Source organism: Streptomyces sp. NPDC048106 (genome assembly GCF_040706415.1).
Taxonomy (GTDB): domain Bacteria; phylum Actinomycetota; class Actinomycetes; order Streptomycetales; family Streptomycetaceae; genus Streptomyces.
The window spans coordinates 117,596-139,233 of record NZ_JBEZND010000022.1 but is presented as its reverse complement, the minus strand read 5'-3'; the positions used below and the strand labels follow the sequence as shown (position 1 = coordinate 139,233).

Genomic DNA, 21,638 nt, shown 5'->3' with positions numbered 1-21,638 from the left:
CGCTCATCTGCTGGAGCAGCTGACGCAGAACACGAACTTCCGCATGCAGTTCGTCTACACCGGCCCGGTCCTGCGGGGCACCAGCGGCTGACCCGTACTCACGCGGGCGCCGCCACCACAACCCCCGGCGGCGGCGCCCGCAACCCCACGTCCAATACGCACGCACTCGGCTCGACGTTGCGGCCTTCGGCAGGAGGGCGTCCATGATGCGGCGCAGTTGTGCTCGGCGGTGTCGCGTCATAGATCGGTACCACCGTCGGACACAGCGCGTCGCTGGGCGCAAGCGGCGGCAACCGGGAGCGCTTTTTCGCCTGAGCAACCTCAGACCAACGCGATCTCTTAAGCGCCAGGAAACAACCTCTGAGGCCGGCCCGGTGAACCGAAGGACGCGTGGCCTGCGCCTCCGGCCGCACGGTTCGAGACTCGTCGATCGGCAGTTGCCGGACCCGGTGATGCTGACAGTCCGTCAATTTATCTCCCAACCGCAACTTGGACGGAAGAATCCTCGGCTTCCCTTCGCCTCAGCCCTCGCGCGGCCTGCGTCTTCGAGGGCGTGAGTCATGATGCGTACACGTAAAGAATTTTTGGCATGGACACTTCCCTAGTGCTGGCTGGCTGCTGTACCTAATGAGATCCAGCCTCGTCACTCAGGGAGATCTCGTGAGACGCGTCAAACTGCCTTCAGCCCTCGCCGCGTTGGGCCTTGCGGTCATGTGCGGCCTGGGGCTGGCCGCTCCCGCCCACGCCGCCGGAGCGTCGTACGTTGCGCTGGGTGACTCGTACTCAGCGGGCAACGGCGCAGGAAACTACGACAGTTCGAGTGGCGACTGCCACCGCAGCTTCAGTGCCTACCCCTATCTGTGGAAGAACGCCCACTCCCCGTCTTCCTTCGCGGACACTTCGTGCTCCGGCGCGATCACGACGGACGTGACGAACAGCCAGCTCGGCCCGCTGAACTCCTCCACCACGCTTGTCTCCATCACGATCGGCGGCAATGACGACGGCTTCGCGGACGTCATGGAGACCTGCAACCTCAGCACGAACGACGGTTGCATCGACCGGGTGAACGAGGCCGAGAGCTACGCGTTGAACACGCTCCCCGCCCGCCTGGACGCCACCTACGATGCGATCCGGGCCAAGGCGCCCAACGCCAAGGTGGTCGTGCTGGGTTACCCGCACATGTACACCCTCAACGTCTTCTGCATCGGTCTCAGCGCCACCAAGCACGCCAAGATCAACGAGGGGTCGGACGTCCTCAACGGCGTCATCGCCCAGCGCGCCGCCGCCCACGGCTTCACCTTCGGTGACGTCCGCACCACCTTCAGCAGCCACGAGATCTGCTCCGGCGACGACTACCTGCACTCCCTGGTGGTCTCTCCGTTCTGGGAGTCGTACCACCCCACCGCCGCCGGCCACTCCCTCGGCTACTACCCCGTCCTCAACGCCAACAGCTGATCCCCTCGACGGACGAGCAGACCCCGCTGGATCCTCACCATCCGGCCTTCGTCTGGACATGTGCTCCGTCTGCGAAAGACACATGTCCAACACGAAGGCCGTGAGGATGCAACGCCCTGGGCCATCCACAGGCGGCCACCGCCCCGGTGCAGACGATCGGGCGTGATCGGCGCGCAGGGCGACGGTGCCGCCGTGCGCGCTTCCTCGGCCACTGCCAACGGAACGCCCGCCGAGGTCCCTTGGCACAGCTACGCGCGAAACCACGATCATCGCCGAGGCGGCCGGGCCCCGCAGAGGTAGGCCCATCGGGTGAGGCGGCACGGCCCGCGGGTGTCGTGGATCGAACGGGACCCCCTGTCGGGGCAAGGTGTGGCCAACCTGACCGCAGCCGGCCCCCAGCGCCTGCTCGGTACTCGATGGGAGTCCTTCGTTGCGCATGAACAGACTGACCGCGTTCGTGGCGGCGGCCCTGACCGCCGGCGCGTCCGTGCTCTGCCTGGCGCCGTCCGCCCAGGCCGCCACGCAGCGCGTCACCGCCGCCGACCTGGGCCCGGCCGGCCCGTGGCTCCGTATCCAGGACCAGCCTTCCTCGACCAACCCGCCCGGTGTCCAAGAAGTGTCTCCCTTCGCCGATCCCGTCCACTGGAACGGCAGCCTGCACCTGGCCATCGGCCCCGGCCAGCAGTCGCAGGCCGCGCACTTCTACACCGAGGCGGTCCCGCTGAGCACCGTCCTGGGCTCGGAGATCTCCTACGACTCCTACGTGGACAGCGCGCACTCGACGGCGACGGGCACCGGCCCCAGCCTCCAGCTGCCCATGTTCTGCGACGGCGCCTTCACCACGCTGAGCTTCCAGCCCCAGCTGGCCACCGACGCCGAGGGGCGGCACGGCGTCGTCCCGGACATCTGGCAGCACTGGGTCTCGGGCCCCTCGGGCATCTGGCGCACCTCCCGTGCGGTCGCCGGCGTCCCCGCGGGCGGTGACGCGCCGCTGAACGACTTCGCCGAAGCCTGCACCGGCGACACGAGCGGCGTGATCGGGCTGATCGGCAACGTCGGCAGCCTCGGCGACCCGACCGCGTCGCTGGACACCTACGTGGACAACCTGACCGTGAACGGCACCACGTACGACTTCGCCGTCGAAGGCACCGCCACCGCGCGGGTCGACCTCCGCCACGCGTCCACCCCGGAGGAGCGCGCCCGGATCGACGGTACGGCCGTCTTCCACAGCCCGGCCAACGGGCCGGAGTTCGTCGCCCCGGGCGCCCGACTGGCGATCAGCGCCACCACCGGCCCCGACCCGGAGGACGTCCACGTGACGATCGACGGTGTCCCGGCGGAGGTCACCAGCGAGGACGGCCACCTCGTGGCGCAGCTCCCGCGGTCCCTCGCCGACCGGCTGCTCCCCGGCGGCACCCTCACCGTCCCCTTCACCATCACCATCACCGGTGACGACGGAAACGCCAACCCCTCCTACGGGCACAGCGGTTACGGCGGCGGAGGCGGCGGCACCGGCGGGGGCGGCGGCGTCGAGCACGGCACCGTGACCGTCACGGCGCAGCTGCTGGCCCGCGGCTACCAGCCGCTCCAGGCCACCGATGTCAGCGCCGCGGCGTCGATCGACTTCTGATCGCCGCCCGTCGTTCTCTGGCCGGCCGACGCGGCTCAAGCCATGGGCCGTCTTCTCGGTCGGCGGCGAGCTTTATGCTCGGACGTGTGATCGAGACTGAGCGGCTGCTCCTGCGGCCTCTGCATGTGTCTGACGTCGACGTTTTCGTCGATCTCCATGCCGACCCGCAGGTCAGCCGCTTCGTCGGGTCCTTCTCGCGTCAGCAAGCACTGGAACGCCTCACCGCGATCGAGCGGCAGTGGGCTGAGCGAGGCCATGGTCTGTGCGCGATCGAGCTGAAGTCGAACGGGGAGTTCATCGGCCGAAGCGGCCTGCAGTACTGGGAGCAGTTCGGCGAGGTGGAACTGGGGTGGACCCTTCGGACGGATCGCTGGGGGCACGGGTATGCGACCGAGGCCGCTCAAGCGTGTCTGGACTGGGGGTTTGCCACGCTTGACGACGACTACTTCACGGCTCTCATACGGCCAGGCAACGAGGCGTCGGTGAGAGTGGCCGAGCGCCTGGGGTTCGCGCCGCGCCGAGAGGACCATCTGCAGGGCCGCCCAGTCACGGTGTATGCCGTGGACCGTCCGGCCGACTTCTCCGCCCTACCGTTCGAACGTGCGGATCACGGCTCGGGGATCCACTCCACGGGAGGGGGCGTGCGGCTGTAGTGGGCTCCTTGGGTGCCGTAGCGGGCGAGGTGGAGGGTCTCACCGTCGACCTGGATCTCTGCCGGCGGAGGGTTGGGAACGGAGATCCGCGGGTGGGCGTAGGAGCGGCCTTCGATGAAGAGGGGCTCCCGGAAGTGGTTCCGGGCGTCCGCCCAGTCCTGGGCGCGCTCGCGGGTCCACGGGTTCTGCAGGGTTCGCGGGGCGGCCGGGTCGTGTTCGTATCCGTTGAGGCTGCGCACCAGGGCTTCGCTGTAGACACCCTTGACTCGGAAGTTCTCCAGGTCATCCGGGCGTACGACCATGTTGACGTACCTGCGGCTGTTGCCCCGGTGCCGACCCACCGCGGGCCAGCGACCATGGCCGGGGTCCCAGCGGACGGGTGGGAGCCACAGCAGGGTGCCTGCGCGAAAGTGCTTCGTGCCGTGCTGGATGTCGAGGCCGCTCTCGCCGTGCGCGGTCTCTCGCGCCACGTTGGCCACCAGGCACCAGCCCAGCAGCCCGTCCGGCATCTCTTCTTCGGTGGGTTCCGCGTCTGTCACGCCGAGAATCTTGAGGCACGAGACGGGGCGCGAGCCAGTTCTTATCGGCTGAGCCGAGGAAAGTCGGGGGCTCCCGGTGTCTTCCCGGCGGATGCGACCGCCGCATGACGGCCCCCGCTGTCTCCGCCACCGTAGGCACGGTTCGGCTACGTCCCTACCTACGCGGCCTTGGCACATGCGCCGCCAGGACCGCGGACGTCACTATCGCGGCCGCGCCGGCCACCCAGACGAGCGGCGCCCAGGCCTCGATCGAGGTGAGGGTCAGGTGCAGCCGGTAGACGGCCAGCATGACCAGCGCCAGCGGCATGGTGGTGCCCAGGACGCTGACGCGGGCGTACCCGAACCGGATCAGCAGCGGGAACTGGATCGAGATGCTGACGGCGAACAGCGCCCAGGCCAGCGTCAGCATCGTCACCAGGGTGCGACCACCGAACTGCACGCCCTCGGCCCACGCGAGGAGAACGGCCGACGCGGTAGCCGCGGTGACGGTGGCGACAAAGCTTGCCAGCGCCCAGGCGTAGTGCCCGAACAACACCGTGCGGCGGGGCAGGGGCAGAACGGCGTACAACGTCTCCAGGCCCGCCTTCTCGGCGACCACGAACGGGTGTACGGCGATCAACGGGGCGAGCAGCACCGCGAGCGCCGGTACGACATGATCGGGGCTGCGGGCGAGCACCAGGACCAGCAGGCCGAACACCAGCAGCCCCTGGGTCCGGTACGGCGCGACGGTACGCAGATGCAGCACGGCCACACGGGCGACGGCGGTCATGCGGTCGCTCCGCGCCGGTCGTTCCGCGTTGCCGCGGGCTTCGTCGGCCGCGATCCGATGTGGATGGCGATCTCCTCCAGGGTAGGTGCCTCGACGAGGACGCGCCCGCCGAGAAGGTCGGCTTCCTCGGCGTGGACGAGTGCTTCCGTCCCGGTCGGCGTCCGCCGGACGCCGATCAGCTCGACGCCGACGAGATCGTTCAGATCGTCCGGCCCGCCTCGCACCACCCGGTAGGCGTCCAGGATCTCGTCCTTGGGGCCGGTGCGGACGACGCGGCCGCCGTGGATGAGCGTCACGTAGTCGCCGATGCGGTCCAGGTCGGAGGTGATGTGCGTGGAGAACAGGACGCTGTGTCCCTCGTCGAGCAGGAAGTCCCCGATGATGCCGACGAGTTCGTCCCGGGCGACGGGGTCCAGGCCGCTGGTCGGCTCGTCGAAGACGAGCAACCGCGCCCGGTGCGACAGCGCCACGGCGATCATGAGTTTCATCGCCATGCCCCGGGACAGGTCCTTGACCTTCGCCCGCGGATCCAGGCCGAACTCCGCGAGTAACTGCCCATAGCGTGCGCCGTCCCAACGGTCGTAGAAGGGACGCAGCGTTCGTTCGACCTCGGCCAGCCGCCAGTCGCCCACGAGGTAGGTGTGGTCGAGCACCACCCCGATGTCCTGGCGGAGCGCGACCGGGCCGGGTACCCGGTGGCCGAGCAGCTCGATCTCACCTGTCTCGAACCCGCGCATGCCCAGCAGGCAGCGGATCGTTGTCGTCTTGCCGGCGCCGTTCGCGCCGATGAGGCCCATGACATAGCCCGTCGGCAGCTCGAAGCTCACATCGCGCAACGCGAAGTCGCCTCTCACCGCGCAGCCCACGCCCCGCAGGGCGAAGGCGAGATCACTGTGCACTGACGGATCCTCCTGATCTCATGCTTGGTCGTGCTCGGCCTGCAGCAGTCCGTCCAGGATCTGGATGAGATCCGCGCGGTCGAGGCCGGCCTTCCGGGCGGCGTCCAAGGCGGTCTGCATGCCTTCCTCCACCTGTCGCAGCAACTGCTCGCGCACGAGCGCCGAGTCCAGTGGCAGGACGTAGGCGCCCTTGCCGGGGACCGTGGCGATGAACCCCTCGGCGGCCAGCTCGGTGTAGGCGCGGTTGGTGGTGATGATGCTGATCCGCAGATCCCGAGCGAGGGCCCGGACAGAGGGCAGGGCGCTGCCCTCGGCGAGGTCCCCCGACAGGATGGCCGCGCCGATCTGCTCCGTGATCTGCCGATAGAGCGGTACACCGCTGCTGTTGGACAACACCACCCGCACGACGGTTTCTCCGTTCCTCTCAGACTGTATATGAACACTATATACAGTAGGAACGGTAGTGACGCCAGGCCCTGCCATGCCCGGCTCTCGCCCCGGGCTCGGTCAGTGGTGTGTCAGGGTGCTGTCAGCGGCCCCTGGCACTGTTGTTCCTGTGACCGGCGCGGGAGACCGAACGCCGGGAGCAGGGAGAGGTGCCCGGAGTGGTTGATCGGGGACCAGCGAGCTCGCCTCAAGGTCGGGCCCCTTCGGGGCCCACGCAGGTTCGAATCCCGCCCTCTCCGCCACGGCCGGTGCCGGCGCACCCGCCCCGCGACCGGTTCCTGGGAAAAGTGGTCGGCGAGCCAGGCGACCACTGCCCGGGGCCACTGGCCAGAACGGGCCTGGTGGCCCGCGTGGGCCCCGTCAGGTGCGGCAACGTCTCTTGCTTGCCCAGGCCCCGTCCGGCGTCCGGATCTGTGGGAGATTGGTCCCGTCGCGCAGGGCGCGGTCCGGTGGTAGCCGTCGAGGATGGGAGGCTACGGGGGGCCGCGGCCCGGCCTTGCGAACCGCGGGCGGTGACACGGTGCGCGAGAGGCGAGCAGTCATGGAACCCAGGCGGCACATCGTGTTCGTCGTGTTCGACGGCATCAAGATGCTCGATGTGGCGGGCCCGGCGGAGGTGTTCGCCGAGGCCAACCTGTTCGGCGCCCACTACACGCTCGGCTATGCCTCGCCTTCCGGAGAAGCGGTCGTCACCTCCGTCGGTCTACGCCTGCCCGTCGACGGGGCGGCGGCCGACGTGGCGGAGGCGGACACGGTCGTCGTGCCGGGTGGTGACGCACTCGTCGCCCAGCCCGTCCCTGCCGAGCTGACCGAGGCGATCCGCCTGCTGCACCCCCGCGCCCGGCGGCTGGTGTCCATCTGCACCGGATCGTTCGCCCTCGCCGGCGCCGGGTTGCTGGACGGGCGGCGGGCCACCACCCACTGGCAGCACGCCCCGCTGCTCGCCCGCGCCCACCCCGATGTCCGGGTGCAGCCCGACGCCTTGTTCGTCGAGGACGGCGACATCGTGACCTCAGCGGGGGTCTCGGCCGGCATCGACCTGGCCCTGGCGCTGGTGGAGCGGGACCACGGTGCCGGCCTGGCGCGGCGCGTCGCCCGTAACCTCGTCGTGTTCATGCAGCGCCCGGGGGGCCAGTCCCAATTCTCGGCGCCCCTGGAGGTACGTCCTCCCCGCACACCGGCCCTGCGCTCCGTGGTCGACCTGGTCGCGGCGCAGCCCGGGCTCCCGCACACCGCCGACTCGCTGGCGGCCCGGATCGGTGTCAGTCCGCGCCATTTGGCGCGGATGTTCACGGCCGAGCTGGGCACCACTCCGGCGAAGTTCGTCGAGCAGGTCCGCCTTGACCACGCGAAGGCGTTGCTCGATTCGGGCTGTGGGGTGGCCGAGGCGGCGCGAGCCGCGGGGTTCGGGAGCTCGGAGACGATGCGCCGCGCCTTCGTGGCCCGGCTGGGGGTCTCACCGAGCGGTTACCGGGCGCGGTTCGCCACCACCCGGGGCGGTGGCGGGGGCGACGCAGCAGCCCAGGCTCGCTGACGGCCTCGTACGGCCGGGGTCCGGATCTGTGGGACACCTGGCAGCCTCGGCGGTGGCCCGGACACCGAGGAGCGGGGAGGCTGGAAACCAGTCCAGTCCGCACCCGATTCGAGGAGCGCTCATGTCGGAGAAGATCGCGGGGATCATGATTCCCGACACCCAACTGGTCCGCGAGGCCACCGACCTCGTCCGGGACGCCGCCGACGAGACGATCTTCAACCACTCGCGGCGTGTCTACCTGTGGGGATCGCTGAAGGCAGCCGCGCGCGGGCTTGAGGTCGACCCCGAACTCGCCTATGTGGGCGGCCTCTTCCACGACCTCGGCCTGACCCCGTCCTACGCCACCGAGGACCGGCGCTTCGAGCTCGACGGCGCCGAGGCCGCCCGCGCCTTCCTGCTCGACCACGGCCGCTCCGAGCGGGAGGCCCGCGAGGTCTGGCTGGCCATCGCGCTGCACACCACCCCTGAGGTGCCGCTCCAGCTGTCGCCGGAGATCTCCGTGGTGACCCTCGGCGTGGAGACCGACGTCCTCGGCATCGACCTCACGGAGATCACCGAGCAGCAGCGGGCCGAGGTGGTGGCCGCGCACCCGCGCCCCGACTTCAAGAACCGCATCCTGAAGGCCTTCTACGACGGCATGGCCAACCGTCCCGACACCACCTTCGGAACCATGAACGAAGACGTTCTGGCCCACTTCGACGCCTCGTTCCGCCGAAAGGACTTCGTCGAGATCATTCAGAACAACCCGTGGCCCGAGTGAGGCTGTGCGGACGGCGCACCATGTACAGCGGTTCCCAGGGCGAGGCCGCCGTGCGGGTCATCGACGAGACGGAGGCCGGACTACAGTCCGGCCGTGCCGGTGGGGTTTCCGGAGGGGCGGGTGACGGCCCAGGCTGCCTCGATCATCTGGAAGATCTCGTCCAACGCGGCGTCCGGACTGGGCGCCTCGCGGGCCAGCGAGTAGGCGTCGATCACGAACCGCGCGATCGTCCGGCTCGCCGTGGTGGTCGGTGACAGTTCGGGATCGGCGGCGATGGCCGCTGCCAGCGAGTCCGCGTGGCGCAGCCGCATCGACTCCTCGTACTCCCGCAGGGCGGGGGATTCGTCGATCATGCGCCAGATCGGGGCGGCGCTGTCCCCCGTGCAATGCCGGACCAGGGACCGGACCTCGCGGCGTAGCGCGGGGATGAGCGGTTCGTGCGGTGCCCGGCCGGTGACCGCATGCGTGAGGCGTTCCTCGAAGTCGTCGTCCCGCTCGAACACCAGGGCCTCTTTCGAGGCGAAGTGGGAGAAGAGCGTGGTGACGGCCACGTCGGCCTCGGCGGCCACGTCACGGATCCCCACCGCGTCATACCCGCGTTCCAAGAAGAGCCGGAGGGCGGTGTCGGCGATCTTCTGGCGGGTCGCGGCCTTCTTGCGCTCACGGCGTCCGGGCGGCACGGTCATGACCTGACAGTAGCAGATACGAATATGCACCAGTTCTAAAAAGCTAACCGTTAGTGTTACGGTCCACCGCATGAAGAAAGTGAGCTTCGCCGAGTTCGGCGGTCCGAGCGTTCTGCACCTCGTGGACGCCGAGGAGCCCCACGCGGGCCCCGGCCGGATCCGCATCGCCGTGCGGGCGGCGGGCGTGAACCCCGTCGACTGGAGGATCCGTGAAGGCCAGAAACTGGGGGCCCACCCGGTCGAGTTGCCCTCCGGGGTCGGGCTGGACGCCGCCGGGGTGGTGGACGAGGTCGGCGAGGGCGTCGAAGAAGTCGAGGTCGGTGACCACGTGTTCGGCGAAGGCGTCAGCACCTATGCCGAGTTCGCGGTGCTGTCGGCCTGGGCCCGTGTGCCCGAGGGCGTGACGTTCGAAGAGGCGGCCGGGTACCCCTCCGTGGTGGAGACCGCGCTGCGCATCATCCGCGAGGTCGGTGTGCAGTCCGGGCAGACGCTGCTGGTCAGCGGGGCGTCCGGGGGAGTCGGCTCAGCGGTGCTGCAGATCGCCCGCGACCGCGGCATCACGGTGATCGGCACGGCTGGGACCGCGAACCAGGACTATCTGCGCGGCCTGGGCGCCCTCGCGACGACGTATGGCGAGGGCTGGGTCGAGCGGGTGCGGCAGCTCGGGCATGTCGACGCGGCCCTCGATCTGGCCGGCTCTGGCGTGATCCGCGAGCTCGTCGAGCTGACCGGGAACCCGCAGAAGGTGATCTCCATCGCCGATCTCGGTGCGCCGGAGCTGGGTGTCCGGTTCTCCGGCGTGGCCGGCAGCGTGTCAGAAGCGCTCGCCGTGGCCGCCGACCTCATCGCGCGGGGCAAACTTCACATCCCGATCGAGAAGTCGTACACCCTCGCCGAGGCCGCGGCGGCGCACACCGACAGCCAAGCGGGCCACACGCGCGGGCGCCGGGTCATAGTCGTCTGAAAGCCGGATGGGCGGTTCGGGCTCAGGTTCCTCCGGAACCGGCAACCCGTCGTAGCCGCCCGTTCCTCAGCCTTCGTGGACCTCGGTGTCGCCATTGACCGTGCGCAGAGTCAGCCGGTGCCGGGGGGCCCTGGAGTCGGTGGCCGGGATGTCCACGGTGGAGCGGCCGTTGACGGTGCTCGCGTCGGTCGCGTACGGCGGGGCGTCCGCCGGGAGGGTCACGCGGACGGAGCCGTTCCGGGTCACACCGTTGAGCGTGTCGGGCGAGGTCGTGCACAGCAGGTCGACATCGCCGTTGACCGTCTCGGCGTCCACGGCACGGGTCTTCAGGCCGGTCGCGCGCACGGAGCCGTTGCGGGTCACGAGGTGCTGGCGGGCTCCCTTCGTGCCCGAGGCCTGCACGGTGATGTCACCGTTGACGGTGCTCAGGCTCAGTTCGGCCCGTACATCGCTCACGTCGATGCCGGCGTTGCGGGCCCGCACGGTGAGGGTGACACCGGTGGGCACGCGGACGAGCGGCATCCCGCCGCAGTTGTCCCTGGTCCGGTCGTCGCCCTCGTCGCAGGGCAGGTCGAGGGTGTGCGTGTGTCCGTCCCCGTCCCAGCGGGCGAGGGTCGCGCCGCCCACCGTCACGCTGTCGTCGTCCGTCCCGACGACCCGCACGCCTCCCTGGGTGGTGATGACGAGACGGCTGCCCTCCGCAAGCGCGGCCTTCTCGAACTCCCCCGTGTGTTCGCCGTGGAGGGATCCGGGCAGTGGTCGGTCGCCGCCGTCGTGGTCGCAGGCCGTCAGCAGGAGGAGCGGGAGCAGCGCACACCCGGCCCAGGCCGCGCGTCCGCCATGAGGGAACTTCCGCCCAGGGTTCGGGCGGGTCGGTCGGCTCCACGATGACGTCATGGGATGCGTATGCCCGAGAGGGCCGGTTTCACCGGGGGGCCGGGACCGGCCCCGTGGGGCGCGCGTCGACGGCAGCGAGCGCAGGGCCTGTGGCCCCCCTCGGGAGGTGGCGGTCTCGACCGGCCCGTCCGGTCGGGTGGCGGGCCGTGACGTCCGCACCGGACAGCCGTTGACCTGAGTGGGGGACCGCAGGCCGGCTCTGCTCCGAGCGGCCCGTGAACCGGGGCAGTTGAAGAGCGGAGAGGTGAGCGCATGGAGTCCGGTCCTCTGAACCGTCGTCGATTCCTTTCGGTGTCGGCGGGCGGAGCCGCGGCCACGATGTCTCCGGCCGGGGCCCTGGCCGCCGCGGGGCGCCCTGCGGCGCCCGCGCGCGCCGGAACGCGGGCGGTGACCTTTGACGAACTCACGGGCGGGTCCGTCACGGTCGGGCGGGACGGCCGGCTACTCGTCGCGGAGGTGCAGGGGATTCTGTGGCGCATCCCCCGAGACGGCGGCGACGCCGAGCAGTTGACGGACTGGACCCTGGAGGCCACACGGCCCGCCCTGTCTCCCGACGGCAGCAGGATCGCCGTCTGCGGTTACCGTGGCGGTTCCTTCCATCTGTGGCTGATGCGGTCGGACGGCACGGACCTGAGACAGCTCACGAACGGACCGTGGGACGACCGAGGGGTGGCCTGGTCCCCGGACGGAACGCGTCTCGTCTTCTCCTCCGAGCGCGGCGGCGACCCGGTGACCGGCAGTTCCTTCGGACTGTGGGTGTATGACATCCCCGGCGGCCGCATGACGCAGGTGACGGGCGGCGACTTCGAGGATCTCGACCCGGTCTGGTGGCCGGACGGCCGTTCTCTGGTGTGCGTGCGGGCCGCACACCGGCCCGACGGCGGGAACGACGGTGGTCTGAGCCTGGTATGTGTGCCGGTAGCGGGAGGCGAGGCCGAGGTCGTGCACGCCGTGCGGGAGGGCCGGCTGCTGTGTCCCTCCGTCTCCCGGGGCGGACGGATCGCCTACGTGCACCTGACCGGCACCAGCGACTCGCCGTCCCGGCCGGCCGCCACGGCCAGGCTGATGGTCGACGGACGGGTTGCCACGGCGGACGAGGACCTGGCGGCGGCTCCGCCCCGCTGGCTCGGCGAGGACCGGCTGCTGTACGTGGCGGACGGACGTGTCCGCGTCCGTGCCGTCGAGGGCACCGACGTACAGGACATTCCTTTCACGGGCCGCACGGAGATGCCCCGGCCGGCCTGGAAGCCCAAGGCACGTGATCTCGACCCCGGTTCGTCCTTCCCGGTCCGCGGCATCCACCGGCCCGTGCTCTCGCCCGACGCACACAGCGTCGCGTTCGTCGCGCTCAACACCCTGTGGCTGATGCCCATCGGCCACGCACCTCGCGCGCTCGTGCGGGCGGCTCCCGGCAACTACCTGCAAGCCCCCGCCTGGGCGCCCGACGGACGCAGCCTGTTGTACTGCACCGACCGGGACGGACTGTCCACCGTGCACCGGATCCGCCCGGACGGCGAGGACGACCGGGCGGTGACCGGCGCCGGGCGCCTTGATCCGGCCCTGTCACCGGACGGCTCCCACCTCGCCTGCCAGGACGTGGCGGGGAACCTGCTCGTACACGACCTGGCCACCGGCGCGGAGCGGGTGGTGGCCCGTCCCCTGGCCTCCGACGGGCCACCGGGCGCCCCCAGTTGGTCACCGGACGGCCGCCACCTGGTCTTCTGCGACCGCAACCGGCTCAACCACCGCTTCCGCGAGGGCTACCACCTCATCCGCGTCATCGACACCCGCACCGGTGCCGAGCGGCGCCACCTGCCGGCCGAGCACCAGTCCCTGTCCGACCGCGCCGCCGCCGGACCCGTGTGGTCGCCCGACGGCCGCTGGATGGCACTGGTCGCCGAATCCGCCCTCTGGCTGCTGCCCGTCACCTCCGACGGCAGCCCCGCCGGACCCGCCCGCCGACTCACCGACGAACCCGCCGACCACCCCAGCTGGTCCGGCGACGCGCGCACCCTGCTCTATCTGTCCTGCGGCAGGCTGCGCCTGCTGTCCCTCGACGACACCGGCACACCCGGCCGCACCCGCGCCCTTTCCACCGGACTGACCGCCCGGCGCGCCGACCCCGCGCAGCCCGGACGACTGCGTGTCCACGCCGGCCAGTTGTGGGACGCCACCGGCACCCCTCCCCGCCACGATGTCGACATCATCGTCCACGGCAACCGGATCACCGCCGTCGAACCGCACCAGCGGCACCGCCCGGGCCACCGCACCCTCGACGCGTCCGAACAGACCGTCATCCCCGGCCTGTTCGACAGCCACACCCACCCCTACACCGCCACCTACGGCGCCAGGCAGGCCCTCACCGCCCTCGCCTACGGCATCACCACCACCGCCTCCATGGGCGGGCCCCTCCACGAAACAGTGCGCCTGCGCGAGTCCGCCGACGCCGGACACAGCCTCGGCCCACGGCAGTTGGCCTGTGCGGAACTCCTCGACGGCGCCCGCACCGCCTACAGCATGGGGCGCGCCCACCGCACCCGAGAAGGCGTCGCACGCAGCCTGTACCGGGCGACCGCCCTGGACGTGGACTTCGTCAAGACCTACGTCCGTGCCCCTGGCGACGTCATGGCCGAGGCCGCCGCTACGGCGCACCGGCTGGGCGTGCCCTGCGGCAGCCACCTCTGTTCGCCCGGCCGAGCGGCCGGCCAGGACCTGACCACCCACCTGCAAGCCACCCAGCGCCTGCCCTACGGTCACGCCACCACGCCGCTCGGGCACATCCACCAGGACCTGGTCGCCCTGTATGCCGGCGGCGACTTCCAGATGATCATCACACCGTTCACGGCGCAGTACCTCCTCGGCATCGACCCGCGCCTGGCCGACGATCCACGCGTACGCGATCTGATGCCCCCCTGGGACGTCGCCGCCGTGCAGGAACGCGCCGCGTCCTCCCCTACGGCGGAGCAGCGCAAGGCGCTGGCCACGGAGATGGCCGACTACGCGCGCCTGGCTGCTCGGGGAGCCGTCCTCGCGCTGGGCACCGACTCCCCGCTGGTTCCCGTGGGCCTGTCCCTGCACCTCGGCCTGCGTGCCCTGCACGCCCACGGATTCACTCCCGCCCAGGCCCTGCACCTGGCCACAAGCGTCCCCGCACGCCTCTTCGGCCTCGACACCGATCTCGGCACCGTCCAGGAAGGCAGGATCGCCGACCTCACGGTCGTACAAGGAGACCCGTTCAGTGACTTCACCACCCTCGTCGACACCCCGCTGATCGTGCGTGACGGTGTCCTGTACCGGCAGAACGACCTCACGGCCGTCTTCGGCGAAAGCGTCTCGGTCCCGCCGCCGGACGGCATCGACTGGCCGGCCGTGGCCCGTCTCCTGCGCAGCGGCCACTGCTGCCACCCGGGCGAGAGGTAGGCGGTCTCGCTCTCGACGCGGAGGCCGGTGACCGCGCGGCAGTCTCGGACGACGGGCGGGCTAACCGTTCGACTCAGCATGAGGTGCCGAGGCGGAGCCGAGGGTCGCGCGGATGGCGGCGGCGCGGGCGTGTGCGCGGGCGGCTTCCTCCGGCCGGTGCGCCTGGTCGAGCGCCAGACCGAGGTTGGCGAAGGCCATGGCCTCGCGCTCCAGGTCGCCGGCGCGGGCGAAACCGGCGGCGGCCTCGGTGAGCAACTCGATCGCCTCGTCGCGCCGGCCGAGGTGGGGCAGCACTCCGGCGAGGTCGTTGAGGGCGGCGGCCGCGCGGTGGACGTCACCAAGTTCGCGGGCGCCGTCGACCGCCTTGGTCAGCGACTCCGCGGCCTCCTCGATCCGGCCCACGTGGAAGAGCGCCGAGCCGAGCAGGTTCAGGGCCACCAGCTCGCCCTCCCGGTTTCCGTGCTCGCGGTGCGTGACGGCGGTGTAGCGGTGCATCTCGACCGCCTCCCCGAACCGCCCGATCGCCTGGAGGAGGGCCCCGCAGCTGTCGAACGCGATGGCCAGGCGGTAGTCGTCGCCGATCTCGTGGAACAGCTTCACCGCACGGAAGTGGACCTCCAGCGCCTCCGCTGGGTGGCCGGTCAGCCGGAGCACGTCACCGAGGTTGGTCAGCGCGCCTGCCTCGCCGCTCTGGTCACCGGCTTGCCGGTACAGCTCGGCGGCCCGCTGGTGGGCATCGGCCGCCTCCTCCCGGCGGTTGAGCCTGCTCAGCGTCAGCCCGGCACCGGTGGTCGCCAGGGCCTCGCCCGCCAGGTCGCCGAGCTGCTGGAAGATCTCGATCGACGCGAGCCGAGCGTCGAGCGCCTCGTCGTGGAGGAAGAGTTCGCCCAGGGCGAGCGCCGTGTTGGCGAGCAGCCCGGCTTCGGTGTGCCGGTCCTTGATCTGCCGGAGGAGGGCTTCCATGGTCGGCCGGGTCATCAGCTCCTCGACCCGGCTCCGCAGGACGGTACGGGCTGCCTCGGCCAGCGCGAGCTGGTCGTCGAAGCGGCGGCGGTGGACGAGGTAGCCGCTGAGACCGGTGGACAACTCGACCGTGGTGTCCGGCAGTCCGATCGGCGGCCGGGCGACGGCGGTGGCCACCAGGTTGGCCCGCTCCTGGTCGAGCCAGGCCAGGGCCGAGGCGCGGTCGGCGAAGCCGGGCGAGGCCGGACCGTCCTGGGGCGGGACCAGCCGGGCGGCCGCGGCGGCGGTGGTCACGTAGTGCCGGTGGAGTCGGAGCCCGGCGTCCGCGCGCCCGTCCGTCGCCGCCTCCGCCCGGCCGTGCTCGTCCGCGTACAGGCGCACCAGGTCGTGCAGTCCCCACCGGCCCCACACTTGCGCGGGTTCGACCAGGTGCGCGTCGGCGAGGTCCTGGATCATGCGGCCCGTGCGGTGCGGGTCCAGGTCGGCCAGCCAGGCCGCCGACACGGTGGACAGGTCCGGGCCCGCGTTCAGCGGGAGCAGCCGGAACAGTCGGGCGTGGCCGGGATCTAACAGCCGGTACGACAGGTCGAAGGCGGCCCGTACCGCCCGTTCGGGGCCGCGGTAGAGGGTGTCCAGGCGGGTGTGCTCGGCCTGTAGTTCCGCGGCGAGGTCGGCGGCGGGGCGCCGGGGAGCGCTCGCCAGGATCGAGGCGGCGATCCGCAGCGCCAGCGGCAGACCGGCGCACAGCCGGGCGATGGCGGCCGCCGCCTGCGGGTCGTCGGTGATCCGGGTGTCGCCGTCGCCGCGGTGGTTGCGCAGCGCCTCGTCGAGCAGCAGCCGCGAGGCCTCCTCGGGGAGGACGTCGATGTCGTACAGCCGCGCGTCGAGGCCGTCCAGGGTGTGCCGGGAGGTGACCAGCGCGGCGCAGGACCCGTCGGTGGGCAGCAGGGGGCGGACCTGGTCGTCGCTGGACGCGTTGTCCGCGACCACGAGGATGCGGCGGTCCTGCGCGGCGTACCCGGCGAGGACGGTGCGGTAGAGGCGCTCGCGGTTCTGCAGCCCCTGCGGCAGGTGCTCCTCGGGGATGCCGAGGGCGCGCAGCAGGTCGTCCAGCGCCTGATCGGGGCTCAGCCGGCGCTCGGGGTCGTAACCGAACAGGTTCACGTACAGCACTCCGCCGGGGAACCAGCTGGCCGCCAGTGCCGCCTTCGCGGCGTGGACCGCCAGTTGGCTCTTGCCGACACCGGCCAGGCCGGCCACCGCGCTCACCGCGGTGACCCTGCTGCCCGCCGCGGCGGGTCCCAGGCCGCGCAGGAGATGCCGCAGATCGGCGTCGCGGCCGGTGAAGACGGGCGAGGGCATCGGCAGCCCGGCCGGCGCCGTCGGAGCCACCTGTGGCGGCAGCTGGACCGTGAACTGGACGGAGAGGTACTTGGCTTGCAGCACCGGGCCGTTCTGGACCCCGCCGCTGATGATGTTGTAGACGGCCGCCCCCTCGGGCCGGTCGCCCGGGAACCCGGTCATCGTCCCTGCTTCCCGGTTCCGTCCGCGAGCGGGACGGTCCCGCTCGGCGGTCGGGGTGTGGGCGGCGGGTTGGTGGTGAACTGGAAGCCGATCTGGGTCCGGCCCTGGACGACCGGGCCTTCCTGCTTTCCACCGGAGATGATGTTGAACACCTGCCCGGGTTCCGTGGCGGTGCCCGGGCCCGGCAGGTGGCCGTCGATCAGGAGCTTGAGCACGGCCGCGAAGGCCGGGTCCTGGGCGGAGGCCTGCGCGAGGGCCGCGCCCAGCTGACGCCCGGTCTCCTCGGAGGGCTCCACCCGCCCGGCGGTGACCTCGTCCTGGGCAGTGGCCAATGCCCTTTCCAGCGCCGGATCCTGCCCGATCCGCCGGCTGATCAGATCGTGCAGGTGATCCATTCCGGCGTCCAGGCCGCGATCCGCCTCCGCGTCCACCCACCCCGCGACCCTTCGGGCCTTCCCCACCAGCCAGGCGAACACGTACCCGACCGCGACTTCCATGCCAGGAACCACAGTTGACCCCCTCAGCACCGACCTTTCGGCAGCCCCGACGGTACCGGCGGCCGGGCGGTCGGGCGTCGCGGACCGCGGCTCGTGCCCAGCCTGTTACGAACGTCCGGGCGTCAGGCGGACGTACCGGTGCGGCGGCCGTGCGCCGCTCGCCCGCGGCCGACGGCGGGAGCCCCGAGCGCGTGCGAGTGCTGGTGAGATCCAGGAGACCGCACCGGAAGGTCCGCGGTCGCGATGGGGGTGGCGGGGGAGGGCGGCGTCAGGGCGTGGCTTCAGTGGCGAAAGTGCCCGTCCAGACAGGCGCGAGCGGCTTGGGTGCGCGCTGCTGAAGCAGTGCCACGGCGTCCTTGACCCGGCCGAGGGCGACGAGGTGGCCTGCCAGAGGGCCGCGGTTGGCGGAGGCGTGCGGTTCCAGGACGGCGACTGCCTCCTCGGTTCGACCGGTCCCGGCGAGAAGGTCGGAGAGGGTCCAGGCCGCATACCAGGTGTCGCCCTCGGGATGGGCCCGCGCCTGCTCGATCGCCTCGTCGATCAAGCCCCCTTCGGCCAAGCCCCCTTCGGCCATGAGCCGCAGTCGCATCCTGAAGAAATCCCACTCCTCCCTGCCGCCGCGGCGCGCCTTGAGGGCGTCGAGGTAGGCCACGCCGTCCCGGGTGCGGCCGTGGTCGGCGTACAGGGTGCACAACGTGTCGACGATCCAGTCCTCCACGCCGCCGGGTGAGTCCGCGAGCGTCCGTATCGTCTCGATCGCTTCGTCGTCCCTGCCATGCCGGGACAGGAGCCGCGCCAGCTGGACCGCGCCGTGACACTGGCGGCTCGGTGAGTCGCCCGGCTGCCGGTACACGGCGATCGCGCCTTCCACGTCACCGCGCTCCTCCAGCACCTCGGCGAGGCGCTGCGCGGCGTGCCCGTGGTACTCGGACGCCGCGTACGCGCGCAGTTCCTCGATCCGGTCGTGCCTCGCCAGCAGGTCCGCCAGCTGGTCCTGGTTGTTGACGGAGGTGTGCTGCCGGGCGTGCAGCAGGGCGATCGCTTCGTCGACGCGGCCCTGGCGTTCACGGACCGTGGCGAGCAGCCCGATTGCCGTGTCGGGGTCGAGACCGCGACAACACCACGGACTGTCGCACTGATGTCCGGCCGGGATCCGGGCGGCCAGCAGCGCGGCGATGTCCTCGTCCCGGCCTGCCCCCTCGGTGACCTCTACCAGAGCCGCGGCAAGGAGCGGGTCTTCGATTCCGGCGCTCAGCAACACGAACGCCTCGTCCTGACGTCCGTGCCGAGCGAGCAACCGGGCGAGGAACTCCAGCGCAAGCCCTCCGGTTTCTGCGTACGGCCGGGCCAGCGCGATCGCCTCTTCTGCCCGCCCCCGGCTCTCCAGCAGTCCCGCTTGCGCCTGGGCGGCCGGCCACCAGCCCGTGGCGACGTACGGGGCGAGCACCTCCAACGCCTCCGTCTGCCGCCCTTGGCCACCGAGCAGCCGCGCCCACTCACGCGCGCAGAACCATTCCCCACGGCCGGCCTGGAACTCCACTTCATTCTCATGGCCGAGTTCGAGAAGCCGGGAGACCAGGAGCGGAGGAATACAGCCGGACAAGGTCCGGGCCTGGTGGTCAAGATCAGCAGCGTCCATGGCAGTGCACCATAGTGCTGTGACCGTATAGGTTCACCGACTTGGTCGGCACGTCTGACGTGCTCCTATGAACGAGATGCCGTGCGCGCGGGTCGCGTCACCTACGCCGTCACGTTCTTCCTCACCGCGGGCACGCTGCCCTTCCTCGTCAGTGGCCTTCAGGTCGCGGTCGCGCCGTCCAGTTCTCCGGAACGAGTGGTGCGGGCATCAGATACGCGGCGAAGGCGATCTGACACAGGACCTGGAACACCAGCGGCTCGGGCATGTTCGCCCCCACGAGAGGCCACGCGGTGAACGAGTCCTCGGAGTGCAGGAAAAGGGCGATGACCATCCATGTCACGGCATACAGGACGCGTCTTGTTGAGTTTCGTGCCCACCATAGGACCCAGTCCGTGCCCAGCGTGCTGACCATGCGATCCGAAGCAATCACGCGAGGCGTCCAGTTGGTCCGTCGGGGCAAGGGGCTGGGCCGAGCAGGTCGGGGCCGGCGATATATGCCTCGACAGCGGTCACGGTGATCGGGGACGCTTCGCCCGATGACCAGAATCGACGATACGCCGCCCGCGTGGGACGAGCGCACCCAGCTCACCACGTTTCTCGACTACACACGTGACATCGCCCGCGCCAAGTGCGATGGCGTCTCCGCGGAGAACGCACGCAAGGCGCTCCTGCCGGGCTCACCGCTGATGACCCTGAGCGGAGTGATCAACCACCTCCGCTGGGTCGAGTACTACTGGTTCCAAGTGGTCTTCCTCGGCGAGGAAGACCGGGGCCCCTGGACCGAGGAGGACCCCGACCGCGAGATGCGTATCGCCGTCGACTTCCCGCTCACGCAACTGCTCGACGAATACGCCGAACAGAGCGCCCGCTACCGCGAACTGGTCGCCGGCAACAGCCTGGACAAGCAGGCCCAGCGAGCCATCCGCGACGGCCGCCACGTCGATCTGCGCTGGATCCTCCTCCACCTCACCGAGGAGACGGCCCGCCACAACGGCCACCTCGACATCCTGCGCGAGATGCTCGACGGCACGACCGGGGACTAGTACTCCAGTGCGGCTTCGTGATCTATCCGGTTGAGGGGCTGGCGAGTCGTCGTCGGTAGTGGCTGCGGCGGGCGATGGCTTGATGATGTCTGCGCCAGTTCGACCAGTGCAGTAGTCCGCACGGGGATGCATGCGTCGGACTCAGCAGAGCGCCGAACAGGTGGCGGATCTCGGGGACGGTCAGGTTGATCGGGTCAGTGCTTTGGGCAGGCCGGTTGGCCTGTGCTGTCCTCGTTGGCGTCGCGTCGGCGGCAAGGACAGCCAGAAAGGCCAGCGCAAGCATGGCCAGGGTGATGTGCCGGTGCCATGCGGTCCAGTGACGGACCTGGTAGTGGTCCAGTCCGACCTGGCCTTTCGCGGCCTGGAAGCACTCCTCGATGCACCACCTGGTCCCGGCCACCCGGACCAGCTCCGACAACGGCACTCGCCTGGGGGACCAGCACAGGTAAAAGGCGAGTTCCCTGCTGCTCGCGTTGCGGCGGATCAGCAGGTGTCGGTGACCGTCGTTACCGATCTCGATCCAGGCCCAGTCGTAGTAGCGCGGCCCCTTCGCCCCGGCCCCGGCGCTCTGTCGGTGCCAGGCCGAGGTGAGCAGGTGGTCGGCCACGGCATCCGCGCGGGCCGCGGTCCGCCCCTGGTTGATCCGCACCCGCGTGCTGCAGGCGACGGCCAGGACATAGCCGACCCCACGGGATTCCAGCAGCGCGCGCAGGCTGGGGTCTTTTGGCCGTAGGCTTCATCGCCGGTCACCCAGGAGGCGCCGATTCCCGCGTCCAGCGCTGAGGCGATCATCTGGCCGGCCAGCGTGGGCTTGGTCGCGAACCCTACCTGTTCGGGCACCCCGGCACGGGCTCGGCGCCCATCGTCCTGGCACCAGGAGGCATTGGGCAGGTAGAGCCGACGGTCGATCAATGCCCGTCCATTGCTGGAGGCGTAGGCGAGGAAGACGCCGATTTGTGTGTTTCTCGATCCGGCCTGCGGTGCCGGTGTACTGCCGCTGCACGCCGGCCGAAGCGGTGCCTTTCTTCAGGAAGCCGGTCTCGCCCACGATCAGGACGCCGTCGTCGGCAGCGAGGTGTTCGAGGACGTAGGCCCGTATGTCGTCGCGGACCGCTTCGGCGTCCCAGCGGGTGCTTCGCAGCAGCCTCTGCATCGGCCCGGGGCGGGCGTAGCCGGCCTGCTCTGCCAGCCGCCAGCAGTTCTTCCGCTCGACGCCGGACAGCAGGGCGAGTACGAAGTCGCGGGCGGTTGCCCGCGGCTCCACTCGCTTGAACCGGCCTGCGATCCGGGCCATGGCCTGGTCGAACATCGCTCGCCAG

Annotated in this window: 18 protein-coding genes and 2 pseudogenes; 9 read left to right on the top strand and 11 right to left on the bottom strand. The window is 70.7% G+C overall.

Going from position 1 to position 21,638, the window contains the following annotated elements; translation table 11 throughout:
• The first annotated feature begins 660 nt into the window (after nt 1-660).
• The 3 genes from AB0927_RS22875 to AB0927_RS22865 all read left to right on the top strand — a co-directional run bounded on the left by AB0927_RS22875 (nt 661) and on the right by AB0927_RS22865 (nt 3,738).
• Nucleotides 661-1,455 (top strand): SGNH/GDSL hydrolase family protein, encoded by a 795-nt coding sequence (locus tag AB0927_RS22875; protein ID WP_366669514.1) that lies wholly within the window; start codon nt 661-663, stop codon nt 1,453-1,455.
• 436 nt (nt 1,456-1,891) lie between these two features.
• Complete coding sequence (locus tag AB0927_RS22870; protein WP_366669513.1) at nt 1,892-3,085, top strand: hypothetical protein; 1,194 nt, start codon at nt 1,892-1,894, stop codon at nt 3,083-3,085.
• Between the two features lie 86 nt (nt 3,086-3,171).
• Nucleotides 3,172-3,738: a GNAT family N-acetyltransferase gene (locus tag AB0927_RS22865; protein ID WP_366669512.1), complete on the top strand. Its 567-nt coding sequence runs from the start codon at nt 3,172-3,174 to the stop codon at nt 3,736-3,738.
• Here AB0927_RS22865 and AB0927_RS22860 read toward each other — a convergent pair.
• The 4 genes from AB0927_RS22860 to AB0927_RS22845 form a co-directional block, all read right to left on the bottom strand.
• Entirely contained in the window at nt 3,693-4,277 is a 585-nt protein-coding gene (locus tag AB0927_RS22860) for a hypothetical protein (RefSeq protein WP_366669511.1), read from the bottom strand. The two genes, AB0927_RS22865 and AB0927_RS22860, sit on opposite strands and share 46 nt — an antisense overlap.
• A 154-nt stretch (nt 4,278-4,431) precedes the next feature.
• The gene (locus AB0927_RS22855; protein WP_366669510.1) at nt 4,432-5,046 is read right to left on the bottom strand and encodes an ABC-2 transporter permease; all 615 of its coding nucleotides are present in this window, start codon (nt 5,044-5,046) and stop codon (nt 4,432-4,434) included.
• On the bottom strand, nt 5,043-5,945 hold the full coding sequence (locus AB0927_RS22850; protein WP_366669509.1) for an ABC transporter ATP-binding protein: 903 nt from the start codon (nt 5,943-5,945) through the stop codon (nt 5,043-5,045). The genes AB0927_RS22855 and AB0927_RS22850 overlap by 4 nt, the downstream gene beginning before the upstream one ends.
• Nucleotides 5,946-5,963: 18 nt before the next feature.
• On the bottom strand, nt 5,964-6,350 hold the full coding sequence (locus tag AB0927_RS22845) for a GntR family transcriptional regulator (protein WP_366669508.1): 387 nt from the start codon (nt 6,348-6,350) through the stop codon (nt 5,964-5,966).
• A 185-nt stretch (nt 6,351-6,535) separates the two neighbouring features.
• Between AB0927_RS22845 and AB0927_RS22840 the strand changes: the two are divergent.
• From AB0927_RS22840 to AB0927_RS22830, 3 genes and pseudogenes are all read left to right on the top strand, one after another.
• Nucleotides 6,536-6,634, top strand: a pseudogene (locus tag AB0927_RS22840).
• A 299-nt stretch (nt 6,635-6,933) separates the two neighbouring features.
• Nucleotides 6,934-7,926, top strand: a complete 993-nt coding sequence (locus AB0927_RS22835; protein WP_366669507.1) for a GlxA family transcriptional regulator — start codon at nt 6,934-6,936, stop codon at nt 7,924-7,926.
• Nucleotides 7,927-8,047: 121 nt separating this feature from the next.
• Nucleotides 8,048-8,686 (top strand): HD domain-containing protein, encoded by a 639-nt coding sequence (locus AB0927_RS22830; protein ID WP_366669506.1) that lies wholly within the window; start codon nt 8,048-8,050, stop codon nt 8,684-8,686.
• 80 nt (nt 8,687-8,766) lie between these two features.
• Here AB0927_RS22830 and AB0927_RS22825 read toward each other — a convergent pair whose 3' ends face one another.
• Complete coding sequence (locus AB0927_RS22825) at nt 8,767-9,372, bottom strand: helix-turn-helix domain-containing protein (RefSeq protein ID WP_366669505.1); 606 nt, start codon at nt 9,370-9,372, stop codon at nt 8,767-8,769.
• A 70-nt stretch (nt 9,373-9,442) separates the two neighbouring features.
• On the opposite strand from AB0927_RS22825, the gene AB0927_RS22820 reads away from it, so the two are divergent.
• Nucleotides 9,443-10,336 (top strand): NADP-dependent oxidoreductase, encoded by an 894-nt coding sequence (locus AB0927_RS22820; protein WP_366669504.1) that lies wholly within the window; start codon nt 9,443-9,445, stop codon nt 10,334-10,336.
• Between the two features lie 66 nt (nt 10,337-10,402).
• Here AB0927_RS22820 and AB0927_RS22815 read toward each other — a convergent pair whose 3' ends face one another.
• Nucleotides 10,403-11,233, bottom strand: a complete 831-nt coding sequence (locus AB0927_RS22815; RefSeq protein ID WP_366669502.1) for a DUF4097 family beta strand repeat-containing protein — start codon at nt 11,231-11,233, stop codon at nt 10,403-10,405.
• Between the two features lie 387 nt (nt 11,234-11,620).
• On the opposite strand from AB0927_RS22815, the gene AB0927_RS22810 reads away from it, so the two are divergent.
• Nucleotides 11,621-14,653 carry an amidohydrolase family protein gene (locus tag AB0927_RS22810; protein ID WP_366669501.1) on the top strand — a complete coding sequence of 1,011 codons (3,033 nt, stop codon included), beginning with the start codon at nt 11,621-11,623 and terminating at the stop codon, nt 14,651-14,653.
• 60 nt (nt 14,654-14,713) lie between these two features.
• On the opposite strand, the gene AB0927_RS22805 is transcribed toward AB0927_RS22810, so the two are convergent.
• The 4 genes from AB0927_RS22805 to AB0927_RS22790 all read right to left on the bottom strand — a co-directional run bounded on the left by AB0927_RS22805 (nt 14,714) and on the right by AB0927_RS22790 (nt 19,607).
• On the bottom strand, nt 14,714-17,140 hold the full coding sequence (locus AB0927_RS22805) for a tetratricopeptide repeat protein (protein WP_366669500.1): 2,427 nt from the start codon (nt 17,138-17,140) through the stop codon (nt 14,714-14,716).
• The gene (locus tag AB0927_RS22800; protein ID WP_366669499.1) at nt 17,137-17,637 is read right to left on the bottom strand and encodes a hypothetical protein; all 501 of its coding nucleotides are present in this window, start codon (nt 17,635-17,637) and stop codon (nt 17,137-17,139) included. Before AB0927_RS22800 ends, AB0927_RS22805 begins: the two co-directional genes overlap by 4 nt.
• A gap of 268 nt (nt 17,638-17,905) precedes the next feature.
• Nucleotides 17,906-19,276, bottom strand: coding sequence for a hypothetical protein (locus tag AB0927_RS22795; protein WP_366669498.1), 1,371 nt, complete (start codon nt 19,274-19,276; stop codon nt 17,906-17,908).
• Nucleotides 19,277-19,424: 148 nt separating this feature from the next.
• Entirely contained in the window at nt 19,425-19,607 is a 183-nt protein-coding gene (locus AB0927_RS22790) for a hypothetical protein (RefSeq protein WP_366669497.1), read from the bottom strand.
• A gap of 205 nt (nt 19,608-19,812) precedes the next feature.
• Between AB0927_RS22790 and AB0927_RS22785 the strand changes: the two genes are divergently transcribed.
• Nucleotides 19,813-20,319, top strand: coding sequence for a DinB family protein (locus AB0927_RS22785; protein ID WP_366669496.1), 507 nt, complete (start codon nt 19,813-19,815; stop codon nt 20,317-20,319).
• Nucleotides 20,320-20,341: 22 nt separating this feature from the next.
• Here the strand turns inward: AB0927_RS22785 and AB0927_RS22780 are convergent.
• A pseudogene (locus tag AB0927_RS22780) lies at nt 20,342-21,613 on the bottom strand (IS701 family transposase).
• Nucleotides 21,614-21,638: the final 25 nt, after the last annotated feature.

Excerpts from the sequence above, each read along its gene's own strand:
- AB0927_RS22795 (WP_366669498.1), bottom strand. The coding sequence starts at position 19,276 with ATGGACGCTGCTGATCTTGACCACCAGGCCCGGACCTTGTCCGGCTGT.
- AB0927_RS22835 (WP_366669507.1), top strand. The coding sequence starts at position 6,934 with ATGGAACCCAGGCGGCACATCGTGTTCGTCGTGTTCGACGGCATCAAG.
- AB0927_RS22870 (WP_366669513.1), top strand. The coding sequence starts at position 1,892 with ATGAACAGACTGACCGCGTTCGTGGCGGCGGCCCTGACCGCCGGCGCG.
- AB0927_RS22805 (WP_366669500.1), bottom strand. The coding sequence starts at position 17,140 with ATGACCGGGTTCCCGGGCGACCGGCCCGAGGGGGCGGCCGTCTACAAC.
- AB0927_RS22815 (WP_366669502.1), bottom strand. The coding sequence starts at position 11,233 with ATGACGTCATCGTGGAGCCGACCGACCCGCCCGAACCCTGGGCGGAAG.
- AB0927_RS22825 (WP_366669505.1), bottom strand. The coding sequence starts at position 9,372 with ATGACCGTGCCGCCCGGACGCCGTGAGCGCAAGAAGGCCGCGACCCGC.
- AB0927_RS22790 (WP_366669497.1), bottom strand. The coding sequence starts at position 19,607 with ATGGTCATCGCCCTTTTCCTGCACTCCGAGGACTCGTTCACCGCGTGG.
- AB0927_RS22855 (WP_366669510.1), bottom strand. The coding sequence starts at position 5,046 with ATGACCGCCGTCGCCCGTGTGGCCGTGCTGCATCTGCGTACCGTCGCG.
- AB0927_RS22785 (WP_366669496.1), top strand. The coding sequence starts at position 19,813 with ATGACCAGAATCGACGATACGCCGCCCGCGTGGGACGAGCGCACCCAG.
- AB0927_RS22830 (WP_366669506.1), top strand. The coding sequence starts at position 8,048 with ATGTCGGAGAAGATCGCGGGGATCATGATTCCCGACACCCAACTGGTC.
- AB0927_RS22800 (WP_366669499.1), bottom strand. The coding sequence starts at position 17,637 with ATGGAAGTCGCGGTCGGGTACGTGTTCGCCTGGCTGGTGGGGAAGGCC.
- AB0927_RS22820 (WP_366669504.1), top strand. The coding sequence starts at position 9,443 with ATGAAGAAAGTGAGCTTCGCCGAGTTCGGCGGTCCGAGCGTTCTGCAC.